Source organism: Acidovorax sp. FW305-C-20-28 (assembly GCF_058783375.1).
Window position 1 is genome coordinate 87,690 of the sequence record NZ_JBYSYM010000026.1, and the last position, 23,091, is coordinate 110,780.

27 protein-coding genes and 1 tRNA gene are annotated in these 23,091 nt (G+C 68.9%); 25 read left to right on the plus strand and 3 right to left on the minus strand.

The window, feature by feature from the left end; translation table 11 throughout:
* Positions 1 to 156 precede the first annotated feature (156 nt).
* The 23 genes from AC3WOH_RS25615 to AC3WOH_RS25725 all read left to right on the plus strand — a co-directional run bounded on the left by AC3WOH_RS25615 (position 157) and on the right by AC3WOH_RS25725 (position 19,082).
* Positions 157 to 645, plus strand: a complete 489-nt coding sequence (locus tag AC3WOH_RS25615; RefSeq protein WP_492232154.1) for a hypothetical protein — start codon at positions 157 to 159, stop codon at positions 643 to 645.
* Positions 646 to 856: 211 nt separating this feature from the next.
* Positions 857 to 1,618 (plus strand): beta-ketoacyl synthase chain length factor, encoded by a 762-nt coding sequence (locus AC3WOH_RS25620; RefSeq protein WP_492232155.1) that lies wholly within the window; start codon positions 857 to 859, stop codon positions 1,616 to 1,618.
* Positions 1,611 to 2,387 carry a lysophospholipid acyltransferase family protein gene (locus AC3WOH_RS25625; protein ID WP_492232156.1) on the plus strand — a complete coding sequence of 259 codons (777 nt, stop codon included), beginning with the start codon at positions 1,611 to 1,613 and terminating at the stop codon, positions 2,385 to 2,387. Before AC3WOH_RS25620 ends, AC3WOH_RS25625 begins: the two co-directional genes overlap by 8 nt.
* Positions 2,374 to 2,634 (plus strand): phosphopantetheine-binding protein, encoded by a 261-nt coding sequence (locus AC3WOH_RS25630; RefSeq protein ID WP_492232157.1) that lies wholly within the window; start codon positions 2,374 to 2,376, stop codon positions 2,632 to 2,634. The genes AC3WOH_RS25625 and AC3WOH_RS25630 overlap by 14 nt, the downstream gene beginning before the upstream one ends.
* 35 nt (positions 2,635 to 2,669) lie before the next feature.
* Positions 2,670 to 2,930 (plus strand): acyl carrier protein, encoded by a 261-nt coding sequence (locus tag AC3WOH_RS25635; protein ID WP_492232158.1) that lies wholly within the window; start codon positions 2,670 to 2,672, stop codon positions 2,928 to 2,930.
* Between the two features lie 28 nt (positions 2,931 to 2,958).
* On the plus strand, positions 2,959 to 3,522 hold the full coding sequence (locus AC3WOH_RS25640) for a COG4648 family protein (RefSeq protein ID WP_492232159.1): 564 nt from the start codon (positions 2,959 to 2,961) through the stop codon (positions 3,520 to 3,522).
* Between the two features lie 67 nt (positions 3,523 to 3,589).
* Positions 3,590 to 5,305: an ApeI family dehydratase gene (locus tag AC3WOH_RS25645; protein WP_492232160.1), complete on the plus strand. Its 1,716-nt coding sequence runs from the start codon at positions 3,590 to 3,592 to the stop codon at positions 5,303 to 5,305.
* Positions 5,302 to 6,081 (plus strand): glycosyltransferase family 2 protein, encoded by a 780-nt coding sequence (locus tag AC3WOH_RS25650; protein ID WP_492232161.1) that lies wholly within the window; start codon positions 5,302 to 5,304, stop codon positions 6,079 to 6,081. The genes AC3WOH_RS25645 and AC3WOH_RS25650 overlap by 4 nt, the downstream gene beginning before the upstream one ends.
* Positions 6,078 to 7,088 carry a lysophospholipid acyltransferase family protein gene (locus AC3WOH_RS25655; protein ID WP_492232162.1) on the plus strand — a complete coding sequence of 337 codons (1,011 nt, stop codon included), beginning with the start codon at positions 6,078 to 6,080 and terminating at the stop codon, positions 7,086 to 7,088. The genes AC3WOH_RS25650 and AC3WOH_RS25655 overlap by 4 nt, the downstream gene beginning before the upstream one ends.
* Positions 7,089 to 7,127: 39 nt before the next feature.
* Positions 7,128 to 7,568 carry an acyl-CoA thioesterase gene (locus AC3WOH_RS25660; RefSeq protein ID WP_492232163.1) on the plus strand — a complete coding sequence of 147 codons (441 nt, stop codon included), beginning with the start codon at positions 7,128 to 7,130 and terminating at the stop codon, positions 7,566 to 7,568.
* Positions 7,565 to 8,200: an outer membrane lipoprotein carrier protein LolA gene (locus AC3WOH_RS25665; RefSeq protein WP_492232164.1), complete on the plus strand. Its 636-nt coding sequence runs from the start codon at positions 7,565 to 7,567 to the stop codon at positions 8,198 to 8,200. Before AC3WOH_RS25660 ends, AC3WOH_RS25665 begins: the two co-directional genes overlap by 4 nt.
* Positions 8,197 to 10,548, plus strand: a complete 2,352-nt coding sequence (locus AC3WOH_RS25670; RefSeq protein ID WP_492232165.1) for an MMPL family transporter — start codon at positions 8,197 to 8,199, stop codon at positions 10,546 to 10,548. The genes AC3WOH_RS25665 and AC3WOH_RS25670 overlap by 4 nt, the downstream gene beginning before the upstream one ends.
* On the plus strand, positions 10,548 to 11,819 hold the full coding sequence (locus AC3WOH_RS25675) for an NAD(P)/FAD-dependent oxidoreductase (RefSeq protein ID WP_492232166.1): 1,272 nt from the start codon (positions 10,548 to 10,550) through the stop codon (positions 11,817 to 11,819). The genes AC3WOH_RS25670 and AC3WOH_RS25675 overlap by 1 nt, the downstream gene beginning before the upstream one ends.
* A gap of 8 nt (positions 11,820 to 11,827) precedes the next feature.
* Positions 11,828 to 12,400, plus strand: coding sequence for a DUF3261 domain-containing protein (locus AC3WOH_RS25680; RefSeq protein WP_492232167.1), 573 nt, complete (start codon positions 11,828 to 11,830; stop codon positions 12,398 to 12,400).
* Complete coding sequence (locus tag AC3WOH_RS25685) at positions 12,400 to 13,596, plus strand: beta-ketoacyl-ACP synthase (protein WP_492232168.1); 1,197 nt, start codon at positions 12,400 to 12,402, stop codon at positions 13,594 to 13,596. Before AC3WOH_RS25680 ends, AC3WOH_RS25685 begins: the two co-directional genes overlap by 1 nt.
* 21 nt (positions 13,597 to 13,617) lie before the next feature.
* On the plus strand, positions 13,618 to 14,097 hold the full coding sequence (locus tag AC3WOH_RS25690; protein ID WP_492232169.1) for a hotdog family protein: 480 nt from the start codon (positions 13,618 to 13,620) through the stop codon (positions 14,095 to 14,097).
* Between the two features lie 49 nt (positions 14,098 to 14,146).
* Positions 14,147 to 14,935: a 3-oxoacyl-ACP reductase FabG gene (gene fabG, locus AC3WOH_RS25695; RefSeq protein ID WP_492232170.1), complete on the plus strand. Its 789-nt coding sequence runs from the start codon at positions 14,147 to 14,149 to the stop codon at positions 14,933 to 14,935.
* Positions 14,932 to 16,197: a beta-ketoacyl-ACP synthase gene (locus AC3WOH_RS25700; RefSeq protein ID WP_492232171.1), complete on the plus strand. Its 1,266-nt coding sequence runs from the start codon at positions 14,932 to 14,934 to the stop codon at positions 16,195 to 16,197. The genes fabG and AC3WOH_RS25700 overlap by 4 nt, the downstream gene beginning before the upstream one ends.
* A gap of 5 nt (positions 16,198 to 16,202) precedes the next feature.
* On the plus strand, positions 16,203 to 16,625 hold the full coding sequence (locus AC3WOH_RS25705; protein ID WP_492232172.1) for a hypothetical protein: 423 nt from the start codon (positions 16,203 to 16,205) through the stop codon (positions 16,623 to 16,625).
* A gap of 102 nt (positions 16,626 to 16,727) precedes the next feature.
* Positions 16,728 to 17,156, plus strand: a complete 429-nt coding sequence (locus AC3WOH_RS25710) for an excinuclease ATPase subunit (protein WP_492232173.1) — start codon at positions 16,728 to 16,730, stop codon at positions 17,154 to 17,156.
* Positions 17,157 to 17,299: 143 nt separating this feature from the next.
* Positions 17,300 to 17,752 carry an excinuclease ATPase subunit gene (locus tag AC3WOH_RS25715; protein ID WP_492232174.1) on the plus strand — a complete coding sequence of 151 codons (453 nt, stop codon included), beginning with the start codon at positions 17,300 to 17,302 and terminating at the stop codon, positions 17,750 to 17,752.
* Positions 17,753 to 17,841: 89 nt separating this feature from the next.
* Positions 17,842 to 18,291, plus strand: coding sequence for an excinuclease ATPase subunit (locus tag AC3WOH_RS25720; protein WP_492232175.1), 450 nt, complete (start codon positions 17,842 to 17,844; stop codon positions 18,289 to 18,291).
* The gene (locus tag AC3WOH_RS25725) at positions 18,288 to 19,082 is read left to right on the plus strand and encodes a 4'-phosphopantetheinyl transferase family protein (protein ID WP_492232176.1); all 795 of its coding nucleotides are present in this window, start codon (positions 18,288 to 18,290) and stop codon (positions 19,080 to 19,082) included. Before AC3WOH_RS25720 ends, AC3WOH_RS25725 begins: the two co-directional genes overlap by 4 nt.
* 51 nt (positions 19,083 to 19,133) lie before the next feature.
* On the opposite strand, the gene AC3WOH_RS25730 is transcribed toward AC3WOH_RS25725, so the two are convergent.
* A tRNA-Arg gene (locus tag AC3WOH_RS25730) sits at positions 19,134 to 19,210 on the minus strand.
* A gap of 183 nt (positions 19,211 to 19,393) precedes the next feature.
* Here AC3WOH_RS25730 and AC3WOH_RS25735 point away from each other — a divergent pair.
* Positions 19,394 to 19,873: a hypothetical protein gene (locus tag AC3WOH_RS25735; protein WP_492232177.1), complete on the plus strand. Its 480-nt coding sequence runs from the start codon at positions 19,394 to 19,396 to the stop codon at positions 19,871 to 19,873.
* A 13-nt stretch (positions 19,874 to 19,886) separates the two neighbouring features.
* Here the strand turns inward: AC3WOH_RS25735 and AC3WOH_RS25740 are convergent, their stop codons facing one another.
* Entirely contained in the window at positions 19,887 to 20,492 is a 606-nt protein-coding gene (locus AC3WOH_RS25740) for a hypothetical protein (protein WP_492232178.1), read from the minus strand.
* Between the two features lie 162 nt (positions 20,493 to 20,654).
* Here AC3WOH_RS25740 and AC3WOH_RS25745 point away from each other — a divergent pair, with 162 nt between their 5' ends.
* Positions 20,655 to 22,394 carry a cation:proton antiporter domain-containing protein gene (locus AC3WOH_RS25745; RefSeq protein WP_492232179.1) on the plus strand — a complete coding sequence of 580 codons (1,740 nt, stop codon included), beginning with the start codon at positions 20,655 to 20,657 and terminating at the stop codon, positions 22,392 to 22,394.
* Positions 22,395 to 22,443: 49 nt separating this feature from the next.
* On the opposite strand, the gene AC3WOH_RS25750 is transcribed toward AC3WOH_RS25745, so the two are convergent.
* Positions 22,444 to 22,944 (minus strand): DUF5063 domain-containing protein, encoded by a 501-nt coding sequence (locus AC3WOH_RS25750; protein ID WP_492232180.1) that lies wholly within the window; start codon positions 22,942 to 22,944, stop codon positions 22,444 to 22,446.
* Positions 22,945 to 23,091 lie beyond the last annotated feature (147 nt).

Here is a 23,091-nt window from a genome sequence, read left to right on the forward strand (position 1 = left end):
CCCCACCTGCCCCTATGATCCAGGCATGGCAGACGTTTGCATTTTCCCTTCCCCAGGCGGTCGCACAGTACCTTCGAAAGGCGCTGTGGATGGAATGTTGCCAGTGCAAGAGAAGAGGGCGGACACCTAGCCATGCCGTCCCCGGTGCCCTCTGTGGTGCCCAAGCGTCTCAGTACCTTCCCGACGTTGTGGGCGTTTCTGTTCAGCCGCAAGCGCTTTGCCGACATGGCGGCCGCCCACGACCTGGCCATCATCATCCAGCCTGCAGACCAGCTCGCACGTTACAAGGCGGGCGCCTGGAGTGTGGGTACCGAGCTGGAGGCGATGCGACAGGCATCGCTGGAGCGTCTGATGCGCACCCGCGCACAGTTCTGGCGTTCTGGCCTGGCCATCGTGGGTGTTTTTGCGCTGCTGCTCATCATGTACTCGGGTCTGGGGCGGCCGTTGGAGCTGATCTTTCCGGACGACATGGGCAAGGCTTTGGCTGCCTTGGGCGCCATCTTCGCCACCTGGGGATCGGTCATCCAGCTCACGGGGGTGGAGTCTTGGTCTGGCGAAAGCGCCGACGAGAAACTGCGCAGCATGCTGTTCCAGTCCATGTTCGTGCTCGGCGGGGCGTTTGCCTTGGTGGGAGTGCTGTGGTGACAGACCCTGTCGCCAGGATGCAACGCTAGATCGCACCCCCCATTTGGGTGAATTCGATGTAACCCTTTGTGTGGGCTTGTGCGCGCGCGACAGGGGGTGTGTTTGTGTAAATTTGTAACGGTAAAAGTGTGGCCGCGAGAGGGCTTTCTGAGATAATTGCCCTGTGTGTACCGTACACACGCTAATCAACCAAAGTGATCGGGAGAGGGCTGTGCGCGCTGCGTTCGCCGTTCGGGCGTGGGCTGCGATAGCACCAGGCCTGCAAAGTCAGGAGCAATGGCTGCAGTGGGCCCAGGCGCCGGTGTGCCCCGTCGGCGATACCGCGGTCGATCTGCCCCAGGTGCCCGCCATGGCGCGGCGCCGACTGGGCCACCTGGCGAAGATGGCCGTCTCCGTGGCCGACAGCGTGCTGCCGCCTGAAGAGGGGGTTGATATTCCCGTGGTCTGGGCCTCGCGCTACGGCGATGCCGACAAGGCGCTGGCGCTGCTGCGCTCGCAGGCCCAGGACGAACCCTTGTCGCCCACGGCCTTCGGCCTGTCGGTGCACAACGCCGTAGGCGCCCAGCACTCCATTTTGCGCGGTATGCGTGCGAACGCGGTCTGCGTCGCGTCCTCGCACTGTGTGCCCGAAGCCGGCATCGTCGAGGCCGTTGGTCTGCTGCACGACGCCGAGGCCGCCCCTGAGGTGCTGCTGGTCTGCTACGACGAGCCGCTGCCGCCCGACTACACCGCCTTCCATGATGAGCCCGTGGCCGAATACGCCTGGGCTGTGCGGCTGGCGCCCCTGCAGCCTGGTGAAGCGGGTTTTGCGCTGCAGGCCCTCGATGCGCCGGGTGGGGCCGAGGGGTGGGGCGAGACGGCGGCCTTGCCGCATGGGCTCGATGCGCTGCATTTTCTGCTGCAGGGCGAGCGCAAGAACCTGGTACACGGCCATGCATCGGGCCAATGGATGTGGGAGCGCGTGCATGCTTGAAGTCATCAACCGGGCCTGGCGCATCGTGGCCACGGGTTTCTGCTTTTCCGTGTTCGGCCTGGGCGGCATCCTGCTGGGCATTCTGGTGTGCCCCGTGGCCATGCTCTTCGTGCGCGGGGCCGCGCGCCAAAAGCAGCTGTGCCAGACCATCATTCACCACAGCTTTCGCTGCTTCGTGGGGCTCATGAACTTCGTGGGCGTGATCTCGTACGAGGTGCATGGACGCGAACGCCTGCAGCGCCGGGGCCTGCTCATTCTGGCCAACCACCCCTCGCTGATCGACGTGGTGTTCCTGATTTCCTTCGTGCGCCATGCAGACTGCATCGTCAAGGAGGCGCTGGCGCGCAACCCGTTCACGCGCGGCCCGATCCGGGCTGCGGGCTTCATCACCAACGGCGACGGCGCGGGCCTGCTGGAGGACTGCGTGCGCTCGCTCAAGAGCGGCAACAACCTGGTCATCTTCCCCGAGGGCACGCGCACGCCGCTGCACGGCCAGGTCAAGCTGCAGCGCGGCGCGGCCCATGTGGCCGTGAAAGGGCGCATCGACATCACGCCCGTGCACATCCACAGCAGCCTGCCCATGCTGACCAAGGGCACGCCGTGGTGGAAGGTGCCCGTGCGCAAGCCGCACTTCACCATCGAGGTGCGGCCCGACATCGCGGTGGAAGAATTCTGTGACTCGGCTGCCAGCGATTCCCTGGCTGCGCGCCATGTGACCGAGCACCTGTCCGTACAACTTTTCAAGGGACCTGCCTGTGCTTCAACTTGAGCAAGAAATCAAGGAAATCATCATCGCGAGCCTGGCGCTCGAAGACATCGCGCCCGAGGACATCGACCCCGCCGCGCCGCTGTTCGTCGAGGGCCTGGGCCTTGATTCCATCGACGCGCTGGAGCTTGGTCTGGCCCTGCAAAAGCGCTACGGCCTGAGCATGTCGGCCGACTCGGAGCAGACGCGAAAGCACTTTGGCAGCGTGCAGGCGCTGGCTGCCTTCGTGGCCGTCAGTCGCACGCACTGACTGACGAAGCGAGCGGCATTCACGGAAAATATGACATGAACAAAGAAGCCATCTACGAACGCATCGCCGCGATCCTGCAGGACACGTTCGAAATCGACGCCGACCGCATCACGCCCGAGGCCCGCCTGTACGACGACCTGGACATCGACAGCATCGATGCCGTGGACCTGATCGTGCAGCTCAAGCCCTGGGTGGGCAAGCGCCTGAACGCCGACGCCTTCAAGTCCGTGCGCACCGTGCAGGACGTGGTCGACGCCCTGCACCGCCTGGTGAACGACGCTGCCTCGACGGCCTGAGCGCGCGGGCAAACGGCCGGCCATCATCATGCACAAGCTTGTGACCGCCGTGCTGGTGGTGCTGACGGTGCTGTACCCGCTGGGCGTGTACCTGGCCATGGGCCGCGTGGCGCCGCAGTGGCTGGCCGTGCTGCTGGTGCTGCTGGCCGTGCTGCGTGCCGTGGCCACGCGCCAGCGCTTCTGGTGGGCCGTGGCTTCGGGCGCGGCCGTGCTGGCGCTGGCCTCCTGGTGGCGCGCCGATGCCCTGGCCGTCAAGCTCTACCCGGTGCTGGTCAACGCCGTGCTGCTGGTGGTGTTCGCGGTGAGCCTGCGCTACCCGCCCACGGTGATCGAGCGCGTGGCCCGAATCACCCAGCCCGATCTGCCCGAGTCCGGCGTGCGCTACACGCGCAAGGTGACCACCGTGTGGTGCGCGTTCTTCGTGGCCAACGGCGCTGCCGCGGCCTATACCGCCGCCTGGTGCAGCGATGCCACCTGGGCGCTGTACAACGGGCTTGTTGCCTATGTGCTCATGGGCTGCCTGATGGGTGGCGAGTGGCTGGTGCGCCAGTGGGTGCGCCGGCGCGGTGCGCTGACCCTGGGGCCGCAGTAGAGCACTGAGCCGATAGATCGTTTTTTCCGTCCCTGTCCAACAACTCCAAGAATCAGGAATCGAGCAAGTGAACACGTTTACAGCCTTGTCCGAGGTGGCCCTGCCGCAGGCGCGTGCCGCAGGGCACGAGGTCGCGGCCACGGGCGGCCACACGGTGCTGCACGCGGACTGGGTGCTGTCCGTCAAGGCCTGGTGCGCCGCCTTCCAGCAGGTGCAGGGCTCCGAGGTGGGCCTGTATTTCGAGGAGCCGCTGCAGTTTGCGGCCGCCCTCTGGGGGGCCTGGCATGCGGGCAAGACACCGGTGCTGGCCAGCGACCTGCAGCCCCATACCCTCGCGCATCTGCTGCCCCAGATGCAGGCCTGTGCGGGCCAGTTGCCGGATGCCATCGTGCCCGATGCAACTGGCGCTGCGGCGGTGCAGCTGCAGCCGCTTTCGCTGCGCGCGGCGCAGGTGGTGCTGTTCACCTCGGGCTCCACGGGCGTTCCCGAGCGCATCGTCAAATACCTTTCGCAGCTCGATGCCGAGGTGCATGCGCTGCAGGTGGTGTTCGGCCCCATGGCCAACGCACCGGGCCTGCGCACCCTGGCCACCGTCTCGCACCAGCACATCTACGGCCTGCTGTTCCGTGTGCTGTGGCCGCTGGCCACGGGGCGGCTGTTGGGCACTGGGTTTGCGCGCTACCCCGAGGAACTGGTGGCCCAGCTGTCCCCGCCCGGCCCCACGCTGCTCATTTCCAGCCCCGCCATGCTCGGCCGCCTGCCGCAGCAGCTCGACTGGGCGGCCGCCTCCCGCGGCCTGTGCGGCATCTTCTCATCGGGCGGCCCGCTGCCGCCCGAGGCCTCGGCCCATGCGCTGGCGCTGCTCGGCCATTCCACCACCGAAGTCTTCGGCAGCTCGGAAACCGGCGGCATCGCCTGGCGCCGCCGGGCCGAGCAGGGCGATGCCTGGCAGCCCCTGCCGGGTGTGCAGGTGCGCCTGGCCGACAGCGGCTGCCTGTCGGTGCGTTCGGGCCACCTGCCCGATGCCGATGCCTGGTGGGAGACGGCCGACCGCGCCCTGCCGCAGGACGGCGGCGCCGGCTTCGTGCTGCAGGGCCGGGCTGACCGCATCGCCAAGATCGCCGAAAAGCGCATCTCCCTGACCGCCATGGAAAACGCGCTGCTGGCCAGCGGCTGGGTGGGCGCAGCCCGGGCCGTGGTGCTCGAATCGCCGCCCGCTGCCGCGCGCGTGGGCATGGTGCTGGCGCTCAGCGATGCCGGCTGGCAGGCGCTGGAGCAGCAGGGGCGCAAGCAGGTGGGCGCCGCGCTGCGCGCCCTGCTCGAACCTGTGGTGGACCGCGTGGCCCTGCCGCGCAGCTGGCGCTACGTGGCCGCCCTGCCGCAGAACGCACAGGGCAAGACCACGCAGCACGACCTGCTGGCCCTGTTCCGCCCCCTCATGCCCCTGCCCGAATGGACCGAGCGCAGCGCGCACCAGGCCACGGCCAACCTGCTGGTCGACCCCGGGCTGCGCGTGCTCGATGGCCACTTCCCCGGCGCGCCCATCGTGCCCGGCGTGGCGCAGCTGCACTGGGTGGTCACCTTGGGGCAGCAGGCCTTCGGCATTTCGGCGGCCTTCCTGCGCGCCGAGGTGGTCAAGTTCCAGCAGCCCATCCTGCCCGGCGACCGGGTCCAGGTGCAGCTGCAGTGGGTGCCCGACAAGGGCCAGCTGCAGTTCGCGCTGACCTCCAGCCGCGGGCCACATGCCAGCGGGCGCCTGGTGCAGGGGGAGGGGGCCGCATGAGTACCGCCATCTCGTTCAACCCCGTCGCCATCATCCCGGTCTATAACCACCCGACGACCATCGGCGCCATGGTGCAGGGCGTGCTCGCCGCGGGACTGCACTGCATTCTGGTGGATGACGGCTCCGAACCCGGCTGTGCCGCCGTGCTCGATGCCCTGGCGCAGCAGCATGGCGCAGAGCTCACGCTGCTGCGCTTGCCGCAGAACCAGGGCAAGGGCGGCGCCGTGATGACCGGCATGCGCCATGCGCTGGCCGCGGGCCACAGCCACGCGCTGCAGATCGACGCCGACGGCCAGCACGCCGTGGCCGACATCCCGGCCTTCATCGCGCTGGCCCGGGCCCGGCCCCAGGCCATGGTCTGCGGCGCACCGCGCTACGACGCCAGCGTGCCCAAAGCGCGCCTGTACGGCCGCTATGCCACCCATGTGTGGGTGTGGATCAACACCTTGTCGCTGGACATCGAGGACTCGATGTGCGGCTTTCGCGTCTACCCGCTGCGCGACGCCATCGGCGTGATGGACGGTGCGCGCATCGGCAAGCACATGGAGTTCGACACCGAGATCCTCGTGCGCATGCACTGGAAGGGCGTGCCCTTCATCACCCAGCGCACGGCCGTCACCTACCCGCAGGACGGGCTCTCGCACTTTCGCGTGTGGCGGGACAACGTGCTCATCTCGGGCATGCACACACGCCTGTTCGGCGGCATGCTGCTGCGCAGCCCCGTGCTGCTGGCGCGCAAGCTGCTGGGCCGGCGCGGGACGGGGCAGGCGGCATGACGGCGTCTGCGCCCGAGCCGCAGGCACAGGCTGCTGCTGCGCCCGCTGCACCCGTTGCGCCCGCCGCCCCGCACTGGGCGCAGCTGGGCGAGAACACCTTTGTTGCGGGCATGTGGCTGCTCTACCAGGTGCACCGCTTCCTCGGGCGCTGGCCCTTTCTGCTGTGCCTGTACCCCATCGTCGGCTACTACTGGCTGGTGAGCCCGGTGGCGCGCCGCGCTTCGCTGCAGTACCTGCAGCGCATGCAGGCCGCCCATGGCCTGTGGCCCGCCATGTCGGGCTGGCGCCAGAGCCAGCGCCACTTTCGCATGTTTGCCCAGGTGATTCTGGACAAGCTGCTCGCGCTCAGCGGGCGCTACCGCTTCGACAGCGTGGCCGTCACCGGGCGCGAGGCCCTGGATGGCCTGGCGCAGTGTGGCCAGGGCGCTGTGGTGGTCACCGCGCACATGGGCTGCATCGAGCTGTGCCGTGCCTTGGCCGAGCGGCGCGCGGGCCTGCGCCTGAACATCCTGGTGCACACGGCCCACGCCGAGCGCTTCAACCGCGTGTTGCAGCGCCTGGCGCCCGACAGCGGCGTGCAGCTGCTGCAGGTGACCGATTTCAATGCCGCCACCGCCATGATGCTGGCCGAGCGCGTCGCGCGCGGCGAGCTCATCGCCATTGCCGGCGACCGTGTGCCCGTGCGCGAAAGCCGCACCACGCATGCCCCGTTCCTCGGCCACCAGGCGCCATTCCCCTGCGGGCCCTACATCCTGGCCTCGGTGCTCGAATGCCCGCTGTTCTTCATGGGCTGCGTGCACGAGGGCGCGGGCTATGCCGTCGAGTTCGTGCCGCTGGCCGAACGCGTGCTGTTGCCACGCGCCCGGCGCGACCAGGCCATGGCCGAGTACGCCACCCTGTTCGCCCAGCAGCTCGAGCGCATGCTGCGCAAGGCGCCTTACGACTGGTTCAACTTCTTCCCCTTCTGGGACCAGGGCGCGCCCGCGCGCCCCGGTCACGCTGCATGATTCACCTTTCCGCCACCCCCATGACCCGGAGGCCCGCGCATGTCCACTGAGAAAGAGCTGGCCTCGCGCGATCGGCTGACCCACGAGATCGAGATCACGCCTGCGTTCTACGACATCGACGTGATGGAGATCGTCTACCACGGCCACTACGTGCGCTTTCTCGAACTGGCGCGCAGCGCACTCCTGGCCCAATTCGACTACGACTACCCGCGCATGCGCGAGTCGGGCTACGGCTGGCCTGTGGTGGACATGCGCCTCAAATACGTGCGCCCGGCCACCTTCGGCCAGATGCTCAAGGTGCGCGCCACCATCACCGAGTGGGAGAACCGCCTGCGCATCGACTACCTGATCACCGACGCGGCCACGGGCCAGAAGGTCAACAGCGCCCACACCATCCAGGTGGCGGTGGACATGCAGACCCGCGCCATGTGCTTCGTCTGCCCGCCCGTGCTGTGGGAACGGCTGGGGGTGGCGCCATGAAGCCCGCCCTGTGGTTGCGGGCCGCCGTGCTGGCCCTGTGTGCGCTGGCGCTACTGCCCGCCCAGGCGGCCGAACCCGGTGCCCAGGAGCTGCTGGCCCAGGTGCGCCAGCGCGTGCAGGATGCCCCCGTGGTGCGTGGCGAGTTCGAGCAGCTGAAAACCGTCAAGGGCTTCAAGCAGCCGCTGCGCTCGGGCGGCGACTTCATCGTGGCGCGCGGCAAGGGCATCGTCTGGCATGTGCTCAAACCCTTCGAATCCACCCTGGTGGTGCGGCCCGACAGCCTGCAGTCGCGTGGCAGCGACGGCAAGCTCACCACCCAGATGCGCGCGCAGGACGAGCCCGTGCTGCGCACCGTCAACGCCATGCTGTTCGCCGTGATGTCGGCCAACCTGGCCGAGCTGGCCCAGCATTTCGAGGTGACGGGGCAGGTGGCCGCCAAGGGCTGGTCGCTGCGCCTGGTGCCGCGCGACCCCACGCTGGCCCAATGGCTCAGCGCGGTGGACCTGCAGGGCAACCAGTTCGTGCAGGAGGTCAAGCTGCAGGAGGCGCGCGGTGACGCCAGCGTGATCCGCATCCTCGCGCCCGTGGCCGAAAGCGCCCTGCGCCCGCAGGACGCGGCCCAGTTCGAATGACAAGCGCGACCCCCGCGCACGACGCCGCCCCCGGCGGGCTGTGGCGCATGGCCGCCCTGGCCTGGCTGCTGGTGGTGCTGGCCGTGGGCCTGCACCAGTGGCAGTTCTGGACGCACGACGGCATCGACACCGACGTGATGGCCCTCTTGCCCGTGAACGAGCAGGCCCCCGACGTGGCCCTGGCCACCGAGCAACTGGTGGGCCAGATGTCGCGCCAGGTGGTGGTGCTGATCGGTGCCGCCGAGTGGGCCGACGCGCGCGCTGCCGTGCAGGTGCTGCGCCAGTCGCTGGCCAGCGGCGCCGGCGCGCGCCTGCGCGAAGACGCCGTGGCGCAAAAGACCTCCATGGACGCCGCGCTCGGCTTCTACCAGCCCTGGCGCGAACGCCTGCTCACCCCGCAGCAGCGCGCCATGCTGGCCGGCACGCCCGATGCCGCCCTGGTGCAAAAGGCACTGCAGGACCTGTACCAGCCCGCCGTGCAGGCGCGCCTGTCCGACTGGGTGGGCGACCCGCTGGGCCTGTGGACCCAGTGGTGGGCTGCGCGCGGCGCGCAAAGCCAGGCCCGCCCGCGCGATGGCGAGCTGTGGGTGGCTGCCGGCGGCTTGCACTGGGCCGTGCTGCAGTACACGCTGGAGGGCTCGGCCTTCCGCCTCTCGGGCGAGCCCGTGCTCGACGGCGCGCTGCAGAGCGCGCTGGGCCAGGTGCACACGAAGTGGCCCGGCGCCCGCATGGTCACGGCCGGGGTGCCCCTGCATGCCGAGGCGGCCGCCGTGCAGGCCAACTGGGAGATCAACACCATCGGCTGGGGCTCGCTCGCGGGCGTGCTGCTGCTGGCCTGGCTGGCCTTTCGCTCGCTGCGGCCGGTGGCGCTGGTGGGCGTGTCGCTGCTGGTGGGCTGCGCGGTGGCGCTGTCGGCCACGGCGCTGCTCTTCGGGCAGGTGCACCTGTTGACCCTGGTGTTCGGCGCCAGCCTGGTGGGCGTGGCCGAAGACTATGGCATCCACTACTTCGCCAGCCGCCAGGGCGCGCCCGGGCGCACGCCGCACGGCCTCATGCGCGGGCTCATGCCGGCGCTGTGGCTGGCCCTGGGCACCAGCGCCATCGCCTACCTGGCGCTGGGGGCCGCGGCCTTTCCGGGCCTGCGCCAGATGGCGGTGTTCTCGGTGGTGGGGCTCACGGCCGCCATGCTCACCGTGGTCTGCTGGTTTCCCTGGCTGGACCGGGGCACCATGCCGCACAGCCGCGTGGCCGACCGCATCGGCCAGACCCTGATGGCCTGGCCGCGCTGGCGCCAGGCGCTGCCCGGCTCGCTGGCCGTGTGCGCGGCCATGGCGCTGGCGCTGTGGCTGCTGGGCGGCCTGCGCGCGCAGGACGATGTGCGCCAGCTGCAAAACGGCTCGGCCACTCTGGTGGCCCAGCAGCGCCAGGTGGGCGAGATCCTGGGCCTGCCCAGCCCCGCGCAGTTCTACCTGGTGCAGGGCGACACGCCCGAGCAGGTGCTGCAACGCGAGGAAGAGCTCAAGGACAAGCTCGACGCCCTGGTCGCGCGCCAGCTGCTGGCGGGCTACAGCGCCGTGTCCGACTGGGTGCCCTCGGCGCGGCGCCAGGACAGCGATGCGCAACTGGTGGCCCGCGCGCACGAGGCCGTCTACCAAGGCGTGAACGCCGCGCTCGGCGAAAGCTTTGCCCGCGCCGATGCCCCTGCGCCCGAGCCGCTCACCGTGCAGGCCTGGCTGGCCCAGCCCATCTCGACCGCCGCGCGCCCGCTGTGGCTGGGCGAGCGCGAGGGCCGCTACCGCAGCCTGGTCATGCTGCGCGGCGTGGCCGACCTGCAGTCGCTGCCCGCGCTGGCCGGTGCGGCCCAGGGGCTCGAAGGCGTGGCCTGGGTCGACAAGCCGGCCGAGATCTCGGCCCTGCTGCAGCGCTACCGCATCTCCATGACCGAACTGCTGCTGCTGGGCCATGTGATGGTGCTGGCCGCCCTGTGGCTGCGCTTTGGCCGCAAGGCCTGGCGCGCCTGGATGCCCACCGTGCTGGCCAGCCTGGTGGTGGTGGCCGCGCTCACGGCCTTGGGTGCACCCTGGCAGCTGTTCAACGTGCTGGCGCTCATGCTGCTGCTGGGTGTGGGCATCGACTACGGCATCTTTCTGCAGGAGCACGAGGACGACCCCCACGCCTGGCTGGCCGTGGTCATCGGCGCGGGCAGCACCTGGCTGTCGTTCGGGCTGCTGGGCCTGTCGGCCACGCCCGCGCTCAAGGCCTTCGGCCTCACGCTGATGCTGGGCCTGCCGCTGGTGCTGGTGCTGGCGCCGCTGTTTCGCAGCCCCACCGTCTCCAAGGAACATTGATGCAACATCGCCAAGTGGAACAGACCGAGGTGCTGATCGTGGGTGCCGGCCCCTCGGGCGCCGTGGCCGCCGGCCTGCTGCGCAAGCAGGGCCGCCAGGTGCTGGTGATCGAGAAAGAAAGCTTTCCGCGCTTTTCCATCGGCGAAAGCCTGCTGCCCCAGAGCATGGCCTACATCGAAGAGGCCGGCATGCTGCAGGACGTGGTGGAGGCGGGCTTCCAGTACAAGAACGGCGCGGCCTTCGCCAAGGGCGAGCTGCGCACCGAGTTCGACTTTCGCGACAAGTTCTCGCCCGGCTGGGGCACCACCTACCAGGTGCAGCGCGGCGACTTCGACAAGGTGCTGGCCGATGCCGCCGCCAAGGCCGGTGCCGAGGTGCGCTACCGCCACACGGTGACGGCGGTGGATGTGTCGGGCGAGCGGCCCGAGGTGGCGGTCACCTCGCCCGAGGGCGAGGAGTACACCGTGCGCGCGCGCTTCCTGCTCGACGCCAGCGGCTTCGCGCGCATCCTGCCGCGCCTGCTGCAGCTCGAACGCCCCTCGGACTTCCCGGTGCGCGGCGCGCTGTTCACGCACATCGAGGATGGCATCGCCCATGGCGACATGGACCGCAGCAAGATCCTGATCTCGGTGCACCCGGTGCACCACGAGGTCTGGTTCTGGACCATTCCGTTCTCCAACGGCCGCTGCTCGCAGGGCGTGGTGGCCACGCCCGAGTTCCTGGCGCGCTACCAGGGCAGCGAGGTCGAGCGCCTGCGCGCCATCGTCGCCGAGACGCCGAGCCTGGCCCATGTGCTGCACAACGCCGTGTGGGACACGCCGGGCCGCTCCATCACCGGCTATGCGGCCAACGTCACCGCGCTGTGGGGCCGGGGCTATGCCCTGCTGGGCAATGCGGGCGAGTTTCTGGATCCGGTGTTCTCCAGCGGGGTGACCATTGCCGTCACCTCGGCCAGCCTGGCTGCGCGCTGCATCGAGCGCGCCTGGCGCGGTGAGGCGGTGGACTGGCAGCAGGACTATGCCGCGCCGCTGCAGGCCGGGGTGAATACCTTCCGCGCCTTCGTGCAGGGCTGGTACGACGGCAGCTTCCAGGACGTGATCTTCCACGCGCAGCACAGCCCCGAGATCCGCCGCATGATCGCCTCCATCCTGGCCGGCTACGCCTGGGATGCGAAGAACCCCTATGTCGCCGAGCCGCAGCGCCGCCTGCAGGTGCTGGGCGAGCTGTGCCGCGGGCAGCAGCCGTTGCAGCGGGGAGGGGCGCCCGCATGAGATCCGCCATGGCAGGTCGCTGGGCGGCCACCGCGTTGCTGCTGTCGCTGCTGGCAGGCTGTGCGTCCCTGGGCGTACCGCAGGCCGCGCGCACCCCGCCGCTGGCCCTGGCGCCTGCGGCCCTGCGCTGCGAGGCAGCGGTGCAGCAGCGCATCACGGTGGAGCTGCCCGGCCGCCCCGCGCAGCAGCTCGAAGCCCTGCTCGAAGTCGATGCCGAGGCCGTGCGCCTGGCCTTCTTTGTGGTGGGGCAGGGCGTGGGCAGCATGGTGTGGGACGGCTGGCAGTGGCACAAGGAGCTGTCGCGCCACTGGCCCGCGCAGCTCACGCCCGAGCAGGTGCTCAGCGACCTGCAGCTGGCCTTCTGGCCCGCGCGCGCCGTGCAGCGCGCCGTGCAGCCACCCTGGAGCGTGGAGGCATCCGCCACCGGGCGCCGCCTGCTGCGCGATGGCCGGGAGCAGGTGCGCGTGCAGTTCGTCGGCAACACCGCCGTCGAGATCATCTACCCCGAGGGGGCCTTCACCTTGCGCGTCGAATCGCCCGGGGGCTCCCGACTGTGCGCCCCGGCGCAGGAGCCTGTGTGATGGCACGCCCGCATGTCTATCTGAACGCCGCATCGGCCCACAGCGCGCTGGGGCTCAGCGCCGCCGCCATGCGCGCGCACCTGTTCGCCGCCACCGACCCCGCCACACTGCAGTGGACCGAGCGCTACTCCCCCGGCCGCCTGCTGCCCCTGGGCTGCCTGCCGGCGGACGCCGTGCTGCCCGCGCTGGACTTCGCACCCGTGCACCAGCGCTCGCGCAACAACGCGCTGGCCTGGGGCGCCGTGCAGGCGCTGCAGGCCGATGTGGCGCAGGCCATTGCCCGCTTCGGCGCCGCGCGCGTGGCCCTGGTGGTGGGCACCAGCACGGGCGGCATCGAAGAAGGCGAGGTGGCCGCGCGCCACCTGTTGCACCAGGGCGGCTTTCCGCCCGGGTTTGCCTATGCCGTGCAGGAGATGGGCAACGTGGCCCAGTTCCTGGCGCAGCACCTCCTGATCCGCGGGCCGGCGCACACCATCTCCACCGCCTGCTCCTCGGGCGCCAAGGCACTGGCCTCGGCCGCGCGGCTGCTGCAGTCGGGAATGGCCGACGTGGTGCTGGCTGGCGGCGTGGATGCGCTGGCGCGCTTCACCGTGGGCGGCTTCAGCGCGCTGGAGGCGGTCTCTGCCGAGCGCTGCAACCCCTTGTCAGCCAACCGCCGGGGCATCAATCTGGGCGAGGCGGCGGCCTTTTTTGTGCTGAGCCGCGAAGCCGGCCCCGTGCGCCTGGCCGGCTGGGGCGAGTCGCAGGACGCGCACCACATGTCGGCCCCCGACCCCACGGGCCAGGGTGCGGCTGCGGCCATGCAGCAGGCCCTGGCACGCGCCTGCATGCAGCCGGCGGCCGTGGACTATGTGAACCTGCACGGCACGGCCACGCCGCACAACGATGCCATGGAGAGCCGGGCGGTGCAGGCGGTGCTGGGCAGCGATGTCGCGGTCAGCTCCACCAAGCCGCTCACCGGCCACGCGCTGGCCGCTGCGGGCGCGCTGGAGGCGGCGGTGGCCTGGCATGTGTTGCACGACAATCCACAGGGCATACTGCCCGTGCACTGGTGGGACGGCTCGGCCGACCCCGCCATGCCGGCGCTGGCCGCCGTGGCGCCGGGCACGCAATTGGGCCGCGCGGCCCGGGCCGTGCTGAGCAACTCCTTTGCCTTTGGCGGCAGCAACAGCAGCCTGCTGTTCGAGGCCGCCTGACGAATGACGACAAGCCGATCGATGAGCACCACCACCACCGAACTGTTACCCATAGAGAACTATGTGCCCCATCGGGGCGCCATGCTGCTGCTGGACCGGCTTGTGGCCGCCGGCGTGGACAGCGCGGTGGCCGAGGTCCGGGTGCCGCGCGGCGGCCTGTTCCTGCACGATGCCGGCATGCCCTCCTGGGTGGGCATGGAGTACATGGCGCAGACGGTGGCCGCCTGGGCCGGCTGGAACGCGCTGCGCAGGGGCCAGGCCGTGAAGATCGGCTTTCTGCTCGGTTCGCGCAAGTACGAGACGGCCCAGGCCTACTTTGCCCCGGGCGCGCTGCTCAAGGTCAGCGTGGACTGCGACATGATGGGCGACAACGGCCTGGGCATGTTCGACTGCCGCATCCATGCCGAAGATGCGACGGAATTGGCAAGTGCGCGCATTTCCGTCTTTGAGCCCGAGGACGGTAGCGCCTATATTTCCCCATTGCCCGCATCGGGCCCGTGATGGCGGGCAAAAAAATAGACACAACAACAGGTTACAACCGACACCGAGAATGAATGAGCTGACGACGAAGACGACGACCGGCGCCGCGCCCGCAGCAGCACCAGCGGCTGCCGCCTCCACCGTGCTGGTGACCGGCTCCAGCCGGGGCATAGGCCGGGCCATCGCAATGCGCCTGGCGCGGGACGGCCACGACATCGTGGTGCATTGCCGAAGCGGCATCGAGCAGGCGCACAGCGCCGCGGCCGAAATAGAGGCAATGGGCCGCAGCGCGCGCGTGCTGCAGTTCGACGTGGCCGACCGTGCCGCCTGCGCCGCCGCGCTGGAGGCCGACATGGAGGCCCATGGCGCCTACTACGGCGTTGTCTGCAACGCCGGCATCGCCATGGACAATGCCTTCCCTGCCATGACCGGCGAGGAGTGGGACCGCGTGGTGCACACCAACCTCGACGCCTTCTACAACGTGTTGCACCCCGTGGTGATGCCCATGGTGCGCCGGCGCAAGCCCGGGCGCATCGTCACGCTGGCCTCGGTCTCGGCCCTTATGGGCAACCGCGGCCAGGCCAACTACAGCGCGGCCAAGGCCGGCGTGATCGCCGCCACCAAGTCGCTGGCCATCGAGCTGGCCAAGCGCAACATCACCGTCAACTGCGTGGCGCCGGGCCTGATCGACACCGAGATGGTGAGCGAAGAGGTGCTGGAGCACGCGCTCGAGATGATTCCCATGCGCCGCATGGGCACGGTGGACGAGGTGGCCGGCGCGGTCGCCTTCCTGCTGGGGGCCGAGGCCTCGTACATCACGCGCCAGGTGATCTCGGTCAACGGGGGGATGGTCGGATGAGCGCTTCCACCACCGCCCACAGCAACGGCGGCAAGCGCCGCGTGGTCATCACCGGCGTCGGCGCCTTCAGCCCCCTGGGCAACGACTGGGCCACGGTGCGCAGCCAGCTGCTCAGCGGGCGCAATGTGATCCGCCGCATGCACGAATGGGAGATCTACGAAGGCCTGAGCACCCAACTGGCCTGCAATGTGGCGCCCTTCGAGCTGCCCGCGCACTACAACCGCAAGACCATGCGCAGCATGGGCCGCGTGGCCGTGATGGCCACGCGCGCCACCGAGATTGCGCTGGCGAGCGCAGGCCTGCTGGGCGACCCCTTCGTCAAGAGCGGGCAGATGGGCATCTCGTACGGTTCGTCGGCGGGCACGCCCTCGGCCATCGGCGACTTCGGCCGCATGATCGCCGAAAAGAACACCGAGGGCATCAACGCCAACACCTACATCAAGATGATGTCGCACACGGCGGCGGTCAACATCGGCGTGTTCTTCGGCGCCACGGGGCGCATGATCACCACCTCCAGCGCCTGCACCTCGGGCAGCCAGGGCCTGGGCTACGCCTACGAGACCATCCAGAGCGGCAAGCAGCTGGCCATGCTGGCCGGCGGCGCCGAAGAGCTCGACGCCATCCAGGCGGCGGTGTTCGACACCCTGTTTGCCACCAGCACCAGGAACGACACGCCCGAGCTCACGCCCCGGCCCTTCGACGCGGCGCGCGACGGCCTGGTGCTGGGCGAGGGCGCCTGCACCTTCGTGCTCGAAGAACTCGGCCACGCAAAGGCGCGCGGCGCACAGATCCTGGGCGAGATCATCGGTTTTGCCACCAACTCCGATGGCACCCACGTCACCCACCCCAACTCCGCCACCATGGCCCAGGCCATGCGCATGGCACTCGACGATGCCGGCCTGGCACCGGGCGACATCGGCTACGTCAACGCCCACGGCACGGCCACGGAGCAGGGCGACATCGCCGAGAGCCATGCCACGCATGCGGTGTTCGGCAGCAGCGTGCCCGTGAGCACGCTCAAGAGCTACATGGGCCACACCCTGGGCGCCTGCGGCGCGCTGGAAGCCTGGATGACGCTGGAGATGATGCGCGAGGGCTGGTTCGCCCAGAACGCCAACCTCACCGAGCCCGACCCGCGCTGCGGCGCGCTGGACTACATCATGGGCCAGGCGCGCCAGCTCGACACCGACATCGTGATGAGCAACAACTTCGCGTTCGGCGGGGTCAACACATCCTTGATTTTCAAACGTTGGAGGGAGTAGTAAACATGGCAATTCTTCACACATCCATCGGCCGCGCCAGCGCGCTGGCCACCGCGGCCGTGCTGGCCTTGGCCCTGCACAGCGGTGCGGCCCACGCGCGCGCCGAAGCGCTCTACGACGCGCCGCAGGTCGTCTTCTCGGGCGGTTACACGCCCACGGCGGCGCAGGTGCGCGACCGCATCATCCAGGCCGGCCTGTCGCTGGGCTGGGCCGTGACCCGCGAAAGCCCGGGCGTGGTGGAGCTGCAGTACGACAAGCAGGGCAAGCACATGGCGGCCATCGCCGTGCGCTACGACCATGCCGGTTACAAGATCGACTACGTCAACAGCTACAACCTCAACTATGCCGACGCGGGCGCGGGCCGCCGCATCCACCCCAACTACAACCGCTGGATCCGCAACCTCATGCAGCGCATCAGCGGCGGCTGAAGCCCGGCGGGCAGTGCCGGAATAAGCTGGGCGGGCATGCGGTCCGCTCAGAGCATCTGAAACCGCCCCTCATGCGGAGGGGCATATCGCAGGAGAATTCGCATGAAAAAGTGGGTCCTGGCGCTGGCCGCCCTGTCGGCCATGGGTGCAGTGCATGCACGCAACACGGTTCTGACGCTGCCTCTGGATGAGGTGGTGCGCATGGGCGTGGAGCAGGGCAAGCTCGACGGCAGTGTCAAGTTCTACCTCTCAGGCGCCAAGACGCCCAAGGTCAGTGCCCGCCTGGGCGAAGACATCGCCAACAAGAAGACCAACGGCGTCGGCAAGGACGATGCCTATGGCTGCCGGTGGGCGGCGCTGTCGGCACTGATCGCCTTCCAGGAGTCGGCCAAGCAAAAGGGTGCCAACGCCGTGGTCGACCTGCACAGCTACTACAAGCGTGCCACCTACAAGAACCCCGCCAACTACGAGTGCCATGCCGGCGCTGTGGTGATCGGGGTGACGCTCAAGGGTACTTTCGCAAGGGTGTAAGCCCCCCTGAGCCGCTTCGCCTCTTCCCCCCCGAGGGGGGACCCCCCGGTGCGGCGGGGCGGCCCTTGCACGGGGGCGCTGGCCTCGGGCGCGCCGGTTTTTCAGGCCGGTGCGTGGCGTGAATTGCCTTGGGAGTAACAACGATGACGGATAAAACGAAACAAATGCTGCTGGTGCTGGCCGTGCTGTCGGCTGCCAGCGTGGCGCAGGCGCGCGAGGTCAAGGCCTCGATGCTGTCGCTCGAAGACACGGTGCAGATGGGCATCCGCGAGGGCAAGCTCGACGGCAGCGTGCGCTTCTACCTTTCGGGCGCCCCGGTGCCGCAGCTGGCGGACCAGCCCCTGGGTGAGGAGTACCTGCACCGGCGCACCAGCAACATCGGCAAGGAGCTGGTGTTCGCCTGCCACTGGGCCGCGCTGGCCGGCCTGATGGCGCTGCAGGAGAGCGCCAAGAAGCGGGGCGCCAACGCCGTGGTTGACCTGCACAGCTTCTACAACGAAAAGGCCGTCAAGGACCCGGCCCGTTTCGAATGCAACCAGACCAGCTACCAGACCATCGTGGCCTTCAAGGGCACCTACGCACGCACCGCGCCTTGAGCCGGGCACGCGAACCGTCCATCCATTCGATCATCTTTCCAACAATGCGGATCCAGACGACCGCACCAGACCAAAGAGGGAACACCGACATGCGCATGAAGAAGACCGCAAGCATCCTGGCGCTGGCCGTTCTGGCCGCTGCAGGCACCACCGCCGCCCATGCCGAAAAAGTGCTGATGCTGCCCCTGGAGGAGGCCGTGCAGCTGGGCCTGGCGCAAAAGAAGCTCGACGGCAGCGTCAAGTTCTACCTCTCGGGTGCGCCCACACCCGAAGGCGGCACCGCCATCGGCGAGGAAACCGCCAACCGCCGCACGGCATCGGGCGGCCGCAGCAAGGAAGAGGCCTGCCACTGGGTGGCCCTGTCCACACTGATCTCGCTGGAAGAGTTCGCCAAGAAGCGCGGCGCCAACGCCGTGGTGGACCTGCACAGCGTCTTCAAGGGCAAGGTCTACAAGGACCCCGTCAACTACGAATGCCACGCGGGCAACATGCTCACCGGCGTGACCTTCAAGGGCACCTACGTCCGCCTTGGGCAGTGAGGTCGCCTTCCCCCTCGGCACCACCGCTGCAACTGCTGCTCGCCGCGCAGGCCCCCCTGGCGGCGCGGGCGCAGCAGGCGGTGCCCGGGTGGCTGACGGCGGATGAACAAACCCGCCTGGCCGGCATGCAGCATGCGGCGCGGCGCCAGGAGTTCCTGGCTTGCCGCTGGGCCCTGCGCCAGTTGCTGGCTGAGGGCAAGCGCACGCCGGCCGGCGACTGGCGCCTGGACGCGCCCGAGGGCAGGGCGCCCCATCTCAACGCACAGCGCCACGGCGCCGCGGCGGCTGCCGCCACCCACCTGTCGCTGTCGCACAGCGGCGCCTGGCTGGCCTGCGCCGTGGCCTCGCAGCCCGTGGGCATTGACCTGGAGGTCCAGGACATCCAGAGCCCAGGCCGGCGCGACGTGCTCGCCCTGGCCGCCATGGCCTGCTCGCCGGGCGAGCAGGCACAGCTGCAGGCGCTGGACGACGGCCCCGCACGCCAGCGCCACTTTCTGCAGATCTGGAGCCTCAAGGAGGCGTATTTCAAGTGCACGGGCACGGGCGTGGATTTTGCGGCGATCCGGCGCATCGAGTGCCGCCCAGCAGGCCCGGCTGATCCGGCGCAGGTACCGGTGGCGCATGCCAGGTCATGGCACGGCGCTACGGCCGAAGGCCATGCCGTGCTGCTCTCTGTGTGCGTGCTGCAGGAGGCTGCCGGGGCCATGCCGCCATGCGCGCTCCGCCAGCCCGATGCGGACATCGCATGGCAGGGCGAGGGGCGATGGCACCTGGTGGCATTGCCGGGCTGACCGGCCGGTGCGTGTGCGAACGGTGCGCGTGGGCGCAGGAGGGGAAGAAGATGGCCTGCCTGGAGGGACTCGAACCCCCGACCTATAGCTTAGAAGGCTATTGCTCTATCCAGTTGAGCTACAGGCAGACAGCGCCAACACAGGGTTTGGCGCTATTATTTTGTTGAAGTGCGCGGAGCACTCCGCACACTGTGGATGTGCAGGTAGCGAATGATACCTGTTCGGGCAGGCACGATTGGCCAAATCGCAGGCCCTGCCGCTCGGTGCAGTTCACAGGAACATTGATTGATTGAATGAATGAGGGAGTTGGAATGCAGGGATCGGAAGACAGCTGGGCAGCAGCCATGAGGGAGGCCGAATCTCCCGCGGACCGAGACCCGGCGCTGTGGGCCAAGTGCTTTGCCGAAAGCGATGGCGACGAGCAGCGCGCCAAGGCGGCCTACATGCGGGCCAAGGTCGCGGGCAGCACGCCGGCGTCCGCCGTGCCTGTTGCTGCTGCCGCGACGACAGAAGATCCGCCCGCCGCCAAACCCCGAAAGAAGCGGTTGCTGCCCTGGTGGGGCTGGGTTCTGCTCACGCCGGTGATCGCCATCGGGGGCCTCATGCTGATCGGCGCCCTGATGCCCGACAACCCGGACCGCGATGCGCGCTGGCGGGCGCAGGACGCCATCAAGCTGTGCTGGAGCGAGCAGGGCCGCAAATCCCTGGACGCATCGACGGCCCGGTTTGTCGCCGGCGCCTGCGAGAAGATGGAGCGCGACTACGAAGCCCGTTGGGGACGCAAGCCCTGAGCGGTCCTCCGCGCTACCATCCGCCCCGCACACTCAGGCAGCTCACCTCGTTCTTGGTGTGCAGCAACTCGCTCGGCGGTACCACCACCACCGCTTGGGTGTTCTTGCGCAGGGGCTTTCTGAGCTGCACGTGCACGGTGTTGGGCGGCTTCGCCTTTTGGGAGCAGCTGTCGACCCAGAAATCCAGTACCAGACCCGTGATGGTGCGGCCGGTGCCGTTCTCGATGTGGACGAAGGTGGTGTCGTCCTCGTACTGCCACCAGGTCTGCGAGTCGTTCACATCGTCCACGTCAAAGATCTTGCGCTGGGTCCCGGGGACGATGCGAGCGCGGATTTCGGCAAGCTTGCCTTCGTTCACCTGGTCCTGTAGCTCCTCCACGCGATCGTGGTAGCTCTGGGGGAGCACGGGCTCCGCTTGGGCTGCAGGGGCAGTGCTTGCTGCAGCCGCCGCCTGCTGGGCCCTGGACGGTGCGGGTGATGCCAACGCCAGCGCCAGCGCCAGCACGAGGCCGACCCGTGTGAAGAACCCGTGCCGGCTTGCGGGGGCCGCGGAGGCTCGGCGGAGGAGGGCGGCGCGCGTTGGCGTCAAAGACAGCGGGGATGGAGGCAGGTTGGTCATGGGGTGCAAAGGCCAAGTATTGCCCTGGATTTTTGCGTGCTGGCCGCTTCAGGTTATAAGATATTCAACAGCTTCCGTGAACATTGGCACGCAATGCGCTTGCGTGTTTTCTGCACAGGTTCTTCGCGCACTCTCCTGCCCCTTTACCGACTTTTTGCCACCATGCCCCACAGCGTCAACCTCATCAACACCATCGCCGCCGCCCTGGGGCTGGCGCTGGCGCTGGGTTTTGTCGCCTCGCGGCTGCGCCTGCCGGCGCTGGTGGGCTACCTGCTGGCGGGGGTGGTGATCGGGCCCTTCACGCCCGGCTTCGTGGCCGATGCGGCCATGGCCAGCCAACTGGCCGAGATCGGGGTGATGCTCTTGATGTTCGGCGTGGGTCTGCATTTCTCGCTCGGTGACCTGCTGGCGGTGCGCAAGATCGCCGTGCCCGGGGCCATCGTGCAGATCATGGTGGCCACGCTCATGGGCATGGGCCTGGCGTACTGGTGGGGCTGGGGGCTCGGTGGGGCGCTGGTGTTCGGGCTGGCGCTGTCGGTGGCCAGCACCGTGGTGCTGCTGCGCGCGCTCGAAACCCTGGGCATTCTGGAAACCTATACCGGCCGCATCGCGGTCGGCTGGCTGGTGGTCGAAGACCTGGTCATGGTGCTGGTGCTGGTGCTGCTGCCGCCGCTGGCCGGGGTGTTGGGCGGCAACGGGGCCGGTGCCGATGCCTCGGATCTGGCCAAGACCCTGGGGCTCACGCTCCTGCAGGTGGGCGGCTTCGTGGTGCTGATGCTGGTGGTGGGGCGCCGCGTGTTCCCCTGGGTGCTGTGGCAGGTGGCGCGCACCGGCTCGCGCGAGCTGTTCACGCTGTGCGTGGTGGCGGCCGCCGTGAGCATTGCCTTCGGCTCGGCCGCGCTGTTCGGCGTGTCGTTCGCGCTGGGGGCCTTCTTCGCCGGCATGGTGATGCGCGAGTCCGAGTTCAGCCACCGTGCCGCGCAGGAGTCGCTGCCCCTGCGCGACGCCTTCGCCGTGCTGTTCTTCGTCTCGGTGGGCATGCTGTTCAACCCCGCCGTGCTGTGGGACCGCCCCCTGCAGGTGCTGGCCGTGGTGGCCATCATCATGCTGGGCAAGACCCTCGCGGCCGCGGCCCTGGTGCTGTCGTTCCGCTACCCGCTGAACACCGCGCTCACCGTCTCGGCCAGCCTGGCCCAAATTGGCGAGTTCTCCTTCATCCTGGTGGGCCTGGGCGCATCGCTGGGCCTGCTGCCGGCCGAGGGCACGAGCCTGGTGCTGGCCGGCGCGCTGATCTCCATGGCGCTCAACCCCATGCTGTTCCACGCCATCGCGCCGCTGCAGGCCTGGCTGCGCAAGCGCTCGGCCTTTGCGCGCCGGCTCGAAGAGCGCGACGACCCGCTGGCCGAGCTGCCCATGAGCACGCACGCCAAGTTCCTCGCGCACCAGGTGGTGCTTGTGGGCTACGGCAAGGTGGGCCGGCGCATTGCCGTAGCGCTGGCCGCCAACGACGTGCCCTTTGTCGTGGCCGAGCAGAACCGCGAGCTGGTCGAGCACCTGCGCGCCAAGGGCATCGCTGCCGTGTTCGGCGACGCCGAAGAGCCCGCTGTGCTGATCCAGGCCCACATCGCGCGTGCCGCCATGCTGGTCATCGCCACGCCCGACACCATCAAGGTGCGCCAGATGATCGCCACCGCGCGCCTGCTCAACCCCAGCGTCGAAACCGTGATCCGCAGCCACAACGAGCAGGAGGCGCGCCTGCTCGAAGAAGAGAACGGTGGCACCGTGTTCCTCTCCGACGAGGCCCTGGCCCAGGCCATGGTGCGGCATGTGATCGACCGCGCCCACGACATGGCGCGGCATGGGACGGCGTCGGCGCCGGCGCGGCTACATGAGCCGGGATGACTGACGGCCAGTACACCGGTTCTGGACGGTCTCGGGCGGACAAGCTGCCTTATTCTGGCGTTGCCTTGGAGATACTCATGCGGTGAAGCGCCCACAGCGCTCCGGTCGCATGCTGGCCCCAATGGTTGCGGTGCATGAACGACCAGTGCCATAGCGCATCGTTTACCCGCCCCTCGTCAAACAACACGAGGCCGGCACGGATGTCACGGTAGATGTCCATGAGGTCATCACCCAGGTCGCCCATGCCCGGTTCATCCGACAATTCCGGCGCAGGGTCGAGTACCTCGCGGTAGTACCAGCCCCAGAACGGGGAAAGCTTGGCTTTTGCCTTGTCGAGTGCGTCGGCGGGTGGGGCTGGAATGCCCCAGTCGTTTTCAGGCCCCACCTGTGGCAAGTGCAATGCGTCTGCATAGAGCCTGGCCAACCAGTAGGCGGCGCTGCGCTCGGCGTCGGGATCAGGTGCTCCCTCGCACCAGTCGCAAAAGCCTCGGGCGGTGGTGGCAAAAGTGGCCAATTCTTCGCTGATCTTAGCCAGCGGGGACAGGGACATTAGATCTTCCTCGCCGCTGCGGCGTGTTTCAGCAGAACAGGGCAGGCCCTTAGAACCTGTTTACGATCTCCCAGGGGTCGCGCAGCGGCCTTGGCGGGTGGGATGCAAGGCGCGGTGCGCAGTTGATAGCCCGGCTATCAACAAGCG